At 39.2% G+C, this 12,746-nt stretch carries 14 protein-coding genes; 3 read left to right on the forward strand and 11 right to left on the reverse strand.

Annotated elements, in window-relative coordinates; genetic code table 11:
- The first annotated feature begins 67 nt into the window (after positions 1 to 67).
- From CIK86_RS17740 to ilvN, 3 genes are all read left to right on the forward strand, one after another.
- On the forward strand, positions 68 to 1,075 hold the full coding sequence (locus CIK86_RS17740) for an isocitrate dehydrogenase (RefSeq protein ID WP_011330089.1): 1,008 nt from the start codon (positions 68 to 70) through the stop codon (positions 1,073 to 1,075).
- A 438-nt stretch (positions 1,076 to 1,513) separates the two neighbouring features.
- The gene (locus CIK86_RS17745; protein ID WP_086997449.1) at positions 1,514 to 3,238 is read left to right on the forward strand and encodes an acetolactate synthase 3 large subunit; all 1,725 of its coding nucleotides are present in this window, start codon (positions 1,514 to 1,516) and stop codon (positions 3,236 to 3,238) included.
- Positions 3,238 to 3,738: an acetolactate synthase small subunit gene (gene ilvN, locus CIK86_RS17750; RefSeq protein ID WP_011330087.1), complete on the forward strand. Its 501-nt coding sequence runs from the start codon at positions 3,238 to 3,240 to the stop codon at positions 3,736 to 3,738. The genes CIK86_RS17745 and ilvN overlap by 1 nt, the downstream gene beginning before the upstream one ends.
- 152 nt (positions 3,739 to 3,890) lie before the next feature.
- Here ilvN and CIK86_RS17755 read toward each other — a convergent pair whose 3' ends face one another.
- The 11 genes from CIK86_RS17755 to CIK86_RS17805 form a co-directional block, all read right to left on the reverse strand.
- On the reverse strand, positions 3,891 to 4,166 hold the full coding sequence (locus CIK86_RS17755; RefSeq protein WP_008166804.1) for an HU family DNA-binding protein: 276 nt from the start codon (positions 4,164 to 4,166) through the stop codon (positions 3,891 to 3,893).
- A 209-nt stretch (positions 4,167 to 4,375) separates the two neighbouring features.
- Positions 4,376 to 4,915 (reverse strand): DUF3833 domain-containing protein, encoded by a 540-nt coding sequence (locus tag CIK86_RS17760; protein ID WP_011330086.1) that lies wholly within the window; start codon positions 4,913 to 4,915, stop codon positions 4,376 to 4,378.
- A 1-nt stretch (position 4,916) separates the two neighbouring features.
- Entirely contained in the window at positions 4,917 to 5,408 is a 492-nt protein-coding gene (locus tag CIK86_RS17765; protein ID WP_254910750.1) for a chalcone isomerase family protein, read from the reverse strand.
- Positions 5,409 to 5,461: 53 nt separating this feature from the next.
- Complete coding sequence (locus CIK86_RS17770) at positions 5,462 to 5,962, reverse strand: DUF2878 domain-containing protein (protein ID WP_011330084.1); 501 nt, start codon at positions 5,960 to 5,962, stop codon at positions 5,462 to 5,464.
- Positions 5,940 to 7,202 carry a cyclopropane-fatty-acyl-phospholipid synthase family protein gene (locus tag CIK86_RS17775; RefSeq protein ID WP_086997509.1) on the reverse strand — a complete coding sequence of 421 codons (1,263 nt, stop codon included), beginning with the start codon at positions 7,200 to 7,202 and terminating at the stop codon, positions 5,940 to 5,942. The genes CIK86_RS17770 and CIK86_RS17775 overlap by 23 nt, the downstream gene beginning before the upstream one ends.
- A gap of 44 nt (positions 7,203 to 7,246) precedes the next feature.
- The gene (locus CIK86_RS17780; protein WP_086997452.1) at positions 7,247 to 7,984 is read right to left on the reverse strand and encodes a DUF1365 domain-containing protein; all 738 of its coding nucleotides are present in this window, start codon (positions 7,982 to 7,984) and stop codon (positions 7,247 to 7,249) included.
- Complete coding sequence (locus CIK86_RS17785) at positions 7,977 to 9,233, reverse strand: FAD-dependent oxidoreductase (RefSeq protein ID WP_086997456.1); 1,257 nt, start codon at positions 9,231 to 9,233, stop codon at positions 7,977 to 7,979. The genes CIK86_RS17780 and CIK86_RS17785 overlap by 8 nt, the downstream gene beginning before the upstream one ends.
- Positions 9,230 to 9,940, reverse strand: a complete 711-nt coding sequence (locus tag CIK86_RS17790; protein WP_086997459.1) for an SDR family NAD(P)-dependent oxidoreductase — start codon at positions 9,938 to 9,940, stop codon at positions 9,230 to 9,232. The genes CIK86_RS17785 and CIK86_RS17790 overlap by 4 nt, the downstream gene beginning before the upstream one ends.
- 2 nt (positions 9,941 to 9,942) lie before the next feature.
- Positions 9,943 to 10,371: a nuclear transport factor 2 family protein gene (locus CIK86_RS17795; protein ID WP_086997462.1), complete on the reverse strand. Its 429-nt coding sequence runs from the start codon at positions 10,369 to 10,371 to the stop codon at positions 9,943 to 9,945.
- A gap of 1 nt (position 10,372) precedes the next feature.
- Complete coding sequence (gene phrB / locus CIK86_RS17800) at positions 10,373 to 11,779, reverse strand: deoxyribodipyrimidine photo-lyase (RefSeq protein ID WP_086997465.1); 1,407 nt, start codon at positions 11,777 to 11,779, stop codon at positions 10,373 to 10,375.
- The gene (locus CIK86_RS17805) at positions 11,779 to 12,732 is read right to left on the reverse strand and encodes a DUF523 and DUF1722 domain-containing protein (protein ID WP_086997468.1); all 954 of its coding nucleotides are present in this window, start codon (positions 12,730 to 12,732) and stop codon (positions 11,779 to 11,781) included. The genes phrB and CIK86_RS17805 overlap by 1 nt, the downstream gene beginning before the upstream one ends.
- Positions 12,733 to 12,746: the final 14 nt, after the last annotated feature.

Genomic DNA, 12,746 nt, shown 5'->3' on the forward strand with positions numbered 1-12,746 from the left:
CTAACAAGCAGTTGCTCCCTCGGAGCCACAATTTATGTGCAAATCAAACTCTTTAAAGGATAAGTTAATGGCCAAACAAACCATAACAGTGATCAAAGGCGACGGCATCGGCCCTAGCATTATCGACTCAGCACTTGAAATACTAAAAGCCGCAGGATGCGATTTTGATTATGAATTTGTTGATGCTGGCCTAGCTGCACTTGAAAAAACAGGTGAGTTACTTCCGCAAGACACAATCGATACTATCGCTAAAAACAAAATCACCTTAAAAGGTCCTTTAACAACGCCAGTTGGTGAAGGCTTTACTTCTATAAACGTAACACTACGTAAGCAATTTGGTTTGTACGCAAACGTACGTCCTGTTAAATCGTTTGTAGGCACAAAAGCACGTTATGATGATATTGATATCATTACTATTCGTGAAAACACCCAAGGTATGTACTCTGGCGCTGGTCAAATTGTAAGTGAAGATGGTAACGAAGCAGAAGCAAAATCTGTTATTACTCGCGAAGGCGCAGAAAAAATCGTAACGTTTGCTTACGAGCTAGCAGTACGTGAAGGCCGTAAAAAAGTAACAGCGGTACATAAAGCAAATATTTTAAAATCTACATCAGGCCTATTTTTAAAAGTAGCGCGTGAAGTTGCAGAACGTTTCCCAGAAATTGAATCAACCGAAATGATTGTTGATGCAACCTGTATGAAACTAGTAATGACGCCAGAAGAGTTTGACGTAATAGTAACCACAAACTTATTTGGTGATATTTTATCAGACCTATGTGCTGGTTTAGTTGGCGGCTTAGGCATGGCACCAGGTGCTAACATTGGCGAAGATACTGCAATTTTTGAAGCAGTACACGGCAGTGCGCCTGATATTGCAGGTAAAAACCTAGCTAACCCTACTTCTGTAATTTTAGCGTCTATTCAAATGCTTGAGCATTTAAACATGGGCGACACCGCAGAGCGCATTAGAAGTGCAGTTGCTGATGTGATTAAGTCAGGCGATCGTACTACTCGCGATTTAGGCGGCAGCCACGGTACAACAGACTTTACTCAAGCTGTTATCGACCGTTTGTAATATAAAGTATAAAGTACATACATAAGTACTTGTAAGCGTACTGATATAAAAAGCCAGCAATTGCTGGCTTTTTAATATTCCAACTTATAAAACTGCATAAAACCTCCTTTTATCCACTTTCAAACTTCAAAAAACAACTAACTCCAGCACAAAAATAGCATGATGAGAAAAAACAATGCAAAAAAGCCATTTCGCGGTTGACATACTCCCTCAAAACCCTTAAAAATAACCACATACACAATTTTAGTTTAAAGCAGTATTAACGCTTTGTAATAGAGTAATTAATTATGAATACTACAATTCGCCTATTAGTCGTACTCGTACTGGTCTTAGTTATAAGCCCAGCGGGGATGTATTGAAAGGTGATACTGCTTTTTAAAAACCCCCGCCCCATGCGGGGGTTTTTTTATGCATAAAAATAACGGCAGAGGAATGAGGATGAGCAAACAACAATATAATGGTTCTGAACTAGTTGTTCAGGCATTAAAAGAATTAAAGGTTAAATACATATTTGGCTACCCCGGGGGGTCAGTATTAGATTTATACGATGCGCTTTTCCAGCAAGACGACATTGAACATATTTTAGTTCGTCATGAGCAAGCCGCCACACATATGGCCGATGGTTATGCGCGTGCTACTGGCGATGTAGGTGTAGTATTGGCAACTTCAGGCCCAGGTGCTACAAACTGTATTACCGGCATTGCTACAGCCTATATGGACTCCATTCCAATGGTCGTGCTTTCAGGGCAAGTACCTACCAACTTGATTGGTGATGATGCTTTTCAAGAAACCGATATCGTTGGTTGCTCGCGCCCTATAGTAAAGCACAGCTTTAACTGCAGAAGCGCAAAAGATATCCCAACTATTTTAGCTAAAGCTTTTTATATTGCCAGCACAGCCCGCCCAGGCCCAGTGGTAGTAGAGCTGCCAAAAGACATGCTAAACCCTGAGATAAAGTTTGATTATGAATTTCCTAAATCTACCGATTTAAGAACTTACAACCCAAACACTAAAGGCCACTCAAAACAAATACGCAAAGCCGTTACCGCCATACTAGAAGCAAAAAAACTGGTAGTGTACTCTGGCGGCGGAATTGTAATTTCAAACACTTCTGAGCAATTAACTCACTTGGTAGAGTCACTAAATGCGCCAATTACCAATACCCTTATGGGGCTAGGTGGCATTTCAGGCGTGCATCCAAACTTTGTAGGCATGCTAGGTATGCATGGCACCCTTGAAGCCAATAAAGCCATGGCTAATGCCGATGTAATATTAGCATTAGGGGCGCGTTTTGATGATCGGGTCACCAATAATGTGCAAAAATTTTGTCCCAACGCCACTATAGTGCATGTAGATGTTGATCCAACGTCTATTTCTAAAACAATTAAAGCTCACATTCCGGTAGTTGGCTGTCTTGCAACCGTACTAGAGCAGCTACAAGCTGGTATTGATAAGAGCCCTATTCAAATTGATCGCAGCGCCCAAGAAGATTGGTGGCGTCAAATTATCAGCTGGCGCGAACAAAAGTGCTTAAACTATAACACCGATGGCGATGCAATTAAACCGCAAGCCGTAATTGAAGCGGTTTATAAAGCCACCAATGGCGACGCTTATGTAAGCTCCGATGTTGGCCAACATCAAATGTTTGCAGCCCAGTATTACCCGTTTAAACATCCGCGTCAGTGGATCAACTCAGGCGGCCTTGGCACTATGGGCTTTGGCTTACCTGCAGCCATGGGTGTAAAACTTGCTTTTCCGGATAAAGAATCGGTATGTATTACTGGCGACGGCTCTATTCAAATGAATATTCAAGAGCTAGCTACGTGTTTACAATATAACTTAGCGGTAAAAGTCGTGTCATTAAATAACCGCTCTTTAGGCATGGTACGCCAATGGCAAGATATGGTGTATGGCGGGCGTCATTCATCATCTTACATGGAGTCTTTGCCTGATTTTGTTAAATTAGTAGAAAGCTACGGCCATGTAGGTATTAAAGTAAACACCCTAGATGAGTTACAACCGGCTATCGACAAAGCCATGTCGATTAACGATCGTTTAGTATTTTTAGACATTCTTGTAGACGAAAAAGAACATGTATACCCAATGCAAATTAAGTTTGGTGGCATTGATGAGATGTGGCTACGTAAAGGAGTAAAAGCATAATGCGTCGTATTTTATCTATATTATTAGAAAACGAACCAGGAGCACTGTCGCGTATTGTAGGATTATTTTCGCAGCGTGCTTATAACATCGACAGCCTAACAGTTGGCACAACGGATGATCAGTCTTTATCGCGCATTACTATTACCACTATGGGTGATGACCGTGTAGTAGAGCAAATTACCAAACAGGTAAACAAGCTTGTTGATGTACTAAAAATTATTGATTTAACCGAAATGAGTCATATTGAGCGTGAACTATTATTGGTTAAAGTATTTGCCCAAGACGAAACAACACGCGCAGCGGTTACCCGCGTAGCAGATGTATTCCAAGGGACTATTTTAGATATGGGCCGGCTAAGTTATAGCCTACAGTTAGTGAGTAGCACAGATAAAATTGAATCATTTTTAGATACGCTACGCCACGAAACCGACATTATTGAGGTAGTGCGCTCTGGGGCAGTTGGCATTGGCCGTGGCGATAAAGCCCTAAAAGCCAAATAAATAACTAAAAAGTTAATCCACCTTAATAAAGGTGGATTAACTTTATTACAATTATTAAATGTAACTATAATGTTAACAAGGTTGGCAAATATTTTAGGCATAAAAAAAAGGGCTAAAAGGCCCTCTTTTCATTTAATTAGATAAACCTACAATTAAAGGTTTACTTGATCTTTAAGACCTTTACCTGCTTTAAAGCTTGGGATAGTTGCCGCTGCGATTTGGATCTCAGCACCCGTTTGAGGGTTACGGCCAGTACGTGCTGCACGTTCTTTAACCGAAAAAGTACCAAAACCAACTAACGCTACTGAATCACCTTCTTTTAAAGAAGAAGTTACAGCGCCAGTAAACGCGTCAAGAGCGCGTGTAGCAGCGGCTTTAGAGATTTCTGCATCAGTAGCAATTTTTTCAACTAATTGAGCTTTATTCATTATTTGATTCCTATTCGTTATTATTTTGCCTTCGCAAAACCTATCTTTATGCATTTTTGAAGAGTTAGCAACAGCAAATTGCATTTTTTGCTTAAAATCTTATAAAATGCGTAAAATTAAAATAATTATCGGTAAAATACAGCGTGTTGAGTTAACAAAGACTTAATTTAAGTGCAATTTTAACGCAAGTTAAACCACAAAGTCATAAGCTATATTTTTTCGATAACCAAGGTAACTTCCCCAACTTCGATACCAAACTTAACAATAGACGTACGGTTTATCAAGCGAGTTTGTGTTACCAAGTACATCCAATCATCAAAGTTTACCGTTAAAGTGCTGCCATCGTACGGCAGTTCAACATCGTAATTCCAATGAAATACACTGCCATCACTTTTCCCTTTAGCTGTGCCTAAAACATCATCTGCAGTGCCGGTTAAACTCTTGTCATCATTGAGTGTTACTTTCCAAATACGTTTTTGAGTTTCACCATCATCATAAATAAAATCTTCTTCTATAACGCCTTGGTTGCCCTCCCAGCTTGCATGCATGTCAACCACGAGCTTGCGGGTTAATTCACCTTTATAGTCTTGTACAACGCCATAGGCTTTTAAATTTCCGCTAAAAAACGTTTTAAAGTCAAATTCTGGGGAGGTGTTATTGTAATGTTCGACATTGGGGGCAGAGCAACTTACCAATAACAGCGCACATATAGCGGCAAAGGTTACTTTTGCATAATTTAAAATCGTCATATTAATTTCCTAATAATTGCTTTCGAAGTGCGGGCTCAGAGGTATTTTCGCTCAGCCAAATCGCCAAAAAGTCAGCGGCAAAGCCAGGCTCATTAATTTCACCAATGTGTTTATCATTATGATAAAAAACACTAAGCCCTTGCTTGTCTGTTACGAGCGTTAACGACTCGCCTTTTTTTATATTTGGCCACATCGCTAATAATTTATCGCTATATTGCGTTGTTAGCTGTTTTTTACCTAAATGTTGCCACTGCTCGTTGGTCACTTTTACTATGTCTTTAGCAGCAAAGTCACGCAAATAAGTCAGCTTAAATTTAATCGGATTATCGCCTAACTTATACTCTCCCGTTGTAGTAAATAATGTAGCGTCGTATACATCCCAAAATAAATACTCCATCCGCGCATCCCCTACCTTCGTTAAGCTAATTTGTGCCACAGCAACACAACTCGTTGTGAGTAAACAAATACACAGTACTTTAAATATAGCGTTCATGGTAAATCCCTTCAGGTAAGTGAATAATTATACGGGAGCTGCAAGGGCGAGGATCAGCGAGTAATAAGTAATTTAAGTTTTAAATTAGCTAAAATAATTAAAGTAAATACAGCAGCCCAAAGAGCACCGTATACCAGCCAAAACTCCAATAGTGGCAGGCCTAAATTTAGCACTTCAAAGCGCGCGCCGGCCCAGTAACTTGCAGGGGAAAACACAAGGCAAATAATAAATACTTGCCAAAGTTTTAGTGAGATTAAAAAGCGCATTGAGGTGTTTATGCTAAGCAGTAATGCAAACCACAATAAGGCAAGCCAAACAGGAAATGGGGATACTTTAAACTCTAATAAGCCACTTTTAACGGCAATAAACTCGCTCAATAAAGCCAAGGGCAAAGCCACTAAAACCAGTAATGCGTCGTGCTTCTTTTGTTTTGATAAATAAAACATCAACGCAATAATAGCGCTACTAAACACAACAGAGCTTGATTCAAGCAGTAAGGATAAAAACCACACTGCTTGAAATAACACAAAATTAATAACCGAGTGCAATTTCATCATCAGTACTGATAAAACGTGGTTTACGCGCCATTAAATGCACGGTACTAGTTGCACGTGCTCTAAATGCACCTTCGCAGTAAGCAAAGTAAAATAACCACAAACGATAAAAGCGCTCATCAAATTTAGAGCTGTCTAAGTCTGGCCAGCTTTGTATAAAGCGCGTACGCCAATCGGCAAGTGTACGTGCATAATGGGCACCAATATCGTTTACGGTATGAATAACCATATCGGTATTATTTTTAATTTGTTCACTCATTTCATTTAACGATGGCAAACAACCACCAGGAAAAATATATTGCTGAATAAAATCTGAATTTTTTAAATAATGTTTATAACGCTGATCGCCAATAGTAATCGCCTGAATAAGCATAGCGCCATCATCTTTTAATAACGCACTACATTGAGTAAAAAAGCTTGGTAGGTAATCGTGCCCTACCGCTTCAATCATCTCAATTGAAACCAGTTTATCGTATTGCCCTTTAAGTGAACGGTAGTCTAATTTAAGCAAAGTTATTTTATGTTCAAGCCCAAGTTGCTTCACTTTTTGTTCAACATAGTCGTGCTGCTCATCAGATATAGTCGTGGTAGTAACATAGCAGTCGTAATGAGTAGCTGCATAAATTGCGAATGCCCCCCATCCGGTGCCTATCTCTATTACCGAGTCGCCTTTTTGTAGTTCAACTTGTTCACAAATTCGTTGTAACTTATATTGTTGAGCTTGCTCTAAGGTTGCTTCTTTTTCGGGATAGACTGCACACGAATAGAGCATTTCTTTGCTTAAAAACGATTCGTATAAATCATTCCCTAAATCATAATGAGCAATAATATTTTTTTTCGAACCCGATTCTGAGTTTTTGTTTTTTAAGTGATTTAAGCGATTGACAATATTACTGAAAAAAGAAAATTTTTTTTCAAAAGCATCTAATTGATTTTGATTAATCGCAAATATTTCGATCAGCTGAGTTAAGTTATCGCAAGACCATTGTCCTAAAATATAAGACTCGCCTGCGCCCACACTACCCGACAAACAAAATGCTTTGTACATTGCTTTTTTATTAACAGTAATCGTTACTTTTGCAGCTGACGATAAATCGCCAAAAGTACTGCGTTCGTTATTATCAACTAACGTTATTTGCCCTGTTTGAATCGATGAAAAGGCTTTAAATACTATTTTTTTATATAAATTAGTAAGCCAGCTTCGATTATTTTGACAACGTAAATGCGTCGCTTTTTCCATAAAATCACCTATATTATTACTCTTAAACAACATAACAACTTGCTTTATGGCTTACCTGAGTGGCCTAAAAAAGGCACTCTTTTAATAAACAACTTTAATGCTTGATAATAAATACCCTTAAAAATTGACCAAGTCATCGCCGGAAAACGTTTAAGCAACCTACTTACTTGTTGCTCAGTTAATTCGTGGCGTTTTAACCTTAGTGTAGCGTCGAATAATACCTGCTCGTCGCGTATATTTTTAATCTGTATTAATGCTTTATCCTGCGTTTGTCGAATATGCCAGTGGTAGTTCATGTCCAAGTCCATAAAAGGTGATACGGAAAAGGTTTTCTTAAAGTTCACTTTTTTTTCTAACGGAACTAAATAATAGTGGCGTTCATTCCAAGGTGTGTTGCTAACCTCTGCGATCATGTAACTAAATTTTGTATCGTTATCGCCAAAAAAATAAAAATTTACTGGGCTAAAGTAAATACCTAAACAGCGTAATTGCCCCAGCATATAAACATGGCTAAAGGTTTGTTTAACACCTAGCTTTGCAAGGTGTTTGCGCGCGCGCTCTACTAACGAAAAGGTATTTAATTGAGGGTCTTTATTTAGATAGTCTGCTTGGTTAAATTTAAGAGCTTTAAAACCTGAACTGCCCAATTGGCTATGCACACCGTTTAATTGCTGTGGGTTATTTAAATCAACCCATATCATGTACAATGGGTAACTAAAGCTATGGCTTTTAACCGCAAAACGGCGATGTTTTACATCGCCTAAATATACAGCGCTAGTCAAATTCAACCCCAAACTGTTTGGCAACGTCTACGCCACTATGCACCCCATCTTCGTGAAAACCGTTATACCAATACGCACCACAAAAATAGCTATTATTTTTCCCGTCAATGCTATGCTTTTGTTGCTGCGCGGCTATCGATTCTTGGTTAAATACTGGGTGATGGTAAGTAAATTCACGTAATATCTTACTCTTTTCTATTCCTTGTAGATGGTTCAATGTTACACAAAACTGCGTATCTGACTGTAACCCTTGAAGTATATTCATTTGATACGTAACAACAGCCGCTTTATCGGTATTATTATTGAGTAAATAATTCCAACTAGCCCAGGCTGCTTTTCTGTCGGGTAATAAATTAGTATCGGTATGAAGCACCACTGAATTTTCGGTATAAGGAATAGCGCCCAACACTGACTTTTCTTGCTCGCTGGCATCGCCCAATAACGCTAACGCCTGATTTGAATGACAAGCAAATATCACTTTATCAAACTCGCTTTGCTCACCATTAGCAAACTCTATGGTTACTTTATCGGCAGCTCTAGTTACTGATTTAATATCTGTATTGAGTTTAATTTTGTCGGCAAAGCCTCTAATTAGCGGGTTAATATATTGACGAGAACCACCGGGTATTACATACCATTGCGGCCTGTTTACTACATCTAATAAGCCATGATTAAAAAAGAATTTAACAAAAAATTCAACGCCTACATTTTGCATTTCTTTAATGCTGGTAGACCAAATAGCAGCGCCCATAGGTAAAATATAATGATATTTAAAAAAGTCGTTAAAATTATGCTCACTTAGTAGCTCACCTAATGAGTGATCGGCTTTATAGCTGCCTTGCTCGTGTATTGTTTTACATAATTTATTAAACCTAACTATGTCGTACAGTAAACGCCAAAATTTTGGTCTAAAAATATTACGACGCTGTGCAAATAAACTCGTAAAGGTATGGCCGTTGTATTCAAAACCTGTTGCATCGTTATGTACACTAAAACTCATTTCTGTTTCTTGCTTATCAACGCCAATACGCGCTAATAGCTTTTCAAAATAAGGGTAGGTTCTGTTATTAAATACAATAAAACCAGTATCAATAGCGTGTTCAATACCATCAACTTTCACATCAACCGTAGCCGTGTGGCCACCAATGTAATTGTTTTTTTCAAATAGCGTTACATCATAGTGCTTATGCAATAAATGCCCACAGGTTAAACCTGAAACGCCAGTGCCAATTATAGCTATTTTTTTCAACGCGCTAGTCCTTTTGCAATTTTGAGCCACAGCGGCAATGGTAATATGCGCAGTGCTTTTAATATTAGTGTAAAACGATACGGAAAATGCACTTCTTTACTACGCTTGTGTATGCCTTTTATCATGTAGTCTGCCGCTTTTTGCGCTGTAACGGCCATAGGCATAGGAAAGTCATTTTTATTAGTTAGAGGGGTTTTAACAAAACCAGGATGCACTAAGGTTACATCAACGTCATTTAAATCAATTGCTAAGCTTTTAGCCAAGTAGCTTACACCCGCTTTAGAAGCGCCATACGCCTCTGAGCGCGGTAGTGCTAAATAGGTTACACTTGAGCTGACTAACACCAGCTGGCCACCACTATTTATTTTAGGTAATAAAGCTTCTAAGCAATACCCCATAGCCAGTAAATTAACGCTAAGGACCCGCTCAAATAAGGCGCTGTCAAAATTTCGTGCATCGTCAACGTATTCGCAGTTACCAGCATTGAGTATGACCCGATCAAAATGAGCAAAGCCAATGGTAGCCGACTTTATTTGTTGTAAATTTGTGGCATCAAATTGGCAGGTTTGAATGTTGTTATGCTTAGCAAGCTCAGCTAACTTTTCGCTGTTACGACCGCAAGCAATAACAGTATCGCCTTGCTCGGCATATTTTATTGCTAATTGTTCGCCAATACCTGAGGTAGCACCGGTAATAAGTGTGATCATAATTAGCCCGCCCTTTTATCTATAAGCTTAATAATACGGCCTAATAAAGGAATATGCTTATACAGTAGCTCGCCTACGTTAAAATAGTCGCGGTGCTCAATTATTTTGTCACCGTTAAATGTAAGCTTACTGTGCCCCTGCACCGTAATGGTGTTTCCTGAGGCTAATTTAGGATGCACATAATGCATACTCCAATACACAAAGGCGTTATTGGCAACACTGAAGGAATCAGTTATATCAAACTGGCAATACGTAACATTGCTATACAAATTAGCAAAGTATTTGCGCAGCTCAACAATGCCATTAATGTTGTGCATTGGGTCGGTAAATTGTATATCGTCGCAGTAAATTTCACTTAATAAATCAAGGTTACTATTATTAAGTTTTTGATATATATCTACAAACTTATCTACTGGTAACTGGTTATCCATATCATACCTTAAATGCTGCTAGGGCACGCTCTCGCGCCGCTTTATGATCAACAATTGCTGGCCAATAACACGAATCACTTTGCCCCAATGAGGCTAAATAGCTATGTGGAAAGTGAATGTGTTTATCTGGCACGTTTTCAAGCTCTGGTATGTATTTACGAATAAATTCGCCGTTTGGATCAAAGCGTTCACTTTGTCTTATAGGATTAAAAACTCTAAAGTAAGGCTGTGCATCACACCCGGTACTGGCCGCCCACTGCCAACCACCATTATTAGAGGCCAAATCGCCATCTATAAGATGTTGCATAAAAAAACGCTCGCCTTTGCGCCAATCTATAAGTAGGTGTTTAGTTAAAAAGCTAGCAACCACCATGCGTAAACGGTTATGCATCCACCCGGTTTGCAAGAGTTGCCTCATCGCAGCGTCAACAAGCGGGTAACCTGTGCGGCCTTCGCACCATGCTTTAAATTCGTCATCGCTGCTACGCCAAACTACCGCGTTATACTTTTCGTTAAAATTATCGCCACGCGAAAGCTTTGGAAATTGCGCAATTAAATGCCGATAAAATTCACGCCAAATAAGCTCATTAACCCAAGTAAAGGTTTTGCTTTTTGAAGTGCTTAAAATATCCGGGTAGCGCTGCTGTATATTTATTAATAATTGCTTAGTACTAATAATACCTAGCGCTAAATAAGGGCTAAGGCCTGAGGTGCCTTTAATACTGGGAATATCACGGTGATCGTCGTAACTTGTTAGTTTATCGCAAATAAAGTTATCGACCACAGTGGCCAATGTTTTATCATCAACGGGCCATTTTTCAGAGCTGCTATCGCCTTTGAGTAAATTTGTTTCGTTTTTGCTTAACTGCGCACCGCCGCTAACGTGCTCTACAGGCCACTGCGGCAAAGAAAAATGCACCTCAATGTACTGTTTTAACCAAGCGCGCTTAAATGGCGTAAATACTTTGTACATTTCGTTGCTTTGGTTTTTAAAGCTGCCTACCGGGGCAATTAAATCGCCTTCGTACAAGGTAAACGTAATAGAAAGCTCATCGCACTTTGCTAAAATGGCTTTATCGCGGTTTACTTCGTTTAGTTCATACTCGGTATTGGCAATCACATGCTTAACATTATTAGCCTTACAAAAATCAATGAGTTGAGTTTCGCAATCAGCAAAGTCTGGCGCATCAATAATGTGTAAGGTAATGCCGTGATCAGCAAGTTGCTGGTGCAGGTAAGTAATGCGACGTTTAAGTAAGTCAATTTGTATTGGCGCTGCTTGATGCTGCTGCCATTGTTTTTCGCAGATAAAAAAAATAGCGTGGTTAGCGCCATTATTAAGCGCTTGAATTAGCGCCTCATTAGAAAAAAGGCGCAAATCGCGCCTAAACCAAAATAATGTGTTCATTAAATACCGTAGCGTAGTTTTAATTCATTAGGATAAGGATTAAAAAATACTTGTTTTTCAAGATACTCGTTTGGGTGCACCTTTAAATGATGCTTTAGCAAAGTAAGTGGCACGTAAAGAGGCACTAAACCATCGCTGTATTCATCAATTGCTTCTCGCATTTCTTGTTTTTCGACTGACGATAAATCTTTTTTAAAGTAGCCCTGTAAATGCATTAAGGTATTACAATTATTTTTGCGTGAGGCTGGCTTTTTAAGTCCATTCATCAAACCTAAAATGTACTTATCAGCAAGCTCGATTACGTCATCACCTAAAAACGTGCCTAACAAATGACCTAGATCGCGGTAAGCTTGGTAATTATGCGCCATTAACAAGTATTTATATTGCGCATGAAACTGGGTTAAGCGATGAACGTTCAGTGGCTGCTGTATTAATTTTTGCCAATTTTTAAACGTATACACTCGCATTACAAAGTTTTCACGCAAGTGCATGTCGTTTAAACGGCCATTTTCTTCGCACGGTAATAATGGATTGTGCTTCATTATTTGCTCTGCAAAAAAGCCAACGCCTTCTGATGTATTACCAGTTCCCGCTTCATTGTATATTTTAATGCGCTCCATGCCACAGCTTGGGCTTTTAGCACAAAACACAAAACCGCTTAGCTCTTTCGCTTGTTCGGTTGCTACTTTAATACCGTAAGCAGTAAGTTGTGGGCCAACGTCGCCAGAACCATCAGGGCGACACACTTTAATAGTATCGCCTACTCGTACTTGGCGAATAGTAGGCCTTGGAATAGGTAAACCTACCGCAACCTCTGGGCAAAAGCGCGTATATTCAACATGCTTTGCAAACTCATCCATACAAAAGTTTGAGCGTTTATGGCCTGTGTCAAAACGCACTTTTTCGCCTGCTAGGCATGCACTAATGCCTATTTTAATTGTATCAGCTTGCATAATATCCCTAATAA

The sequence above is a fragment of the Pseudoalteromonas sp. JB197 genome (assembly GCF_002332205.1).
GTDB classification, from domain to species: domain Bacteria; phylum Pseudomonadota; class Gammaproteobacteria; order Enterobacterales; family Alteromonadaceae; genus Pseudoalteromonas; species Pseudoalteromonas nigrifaciens.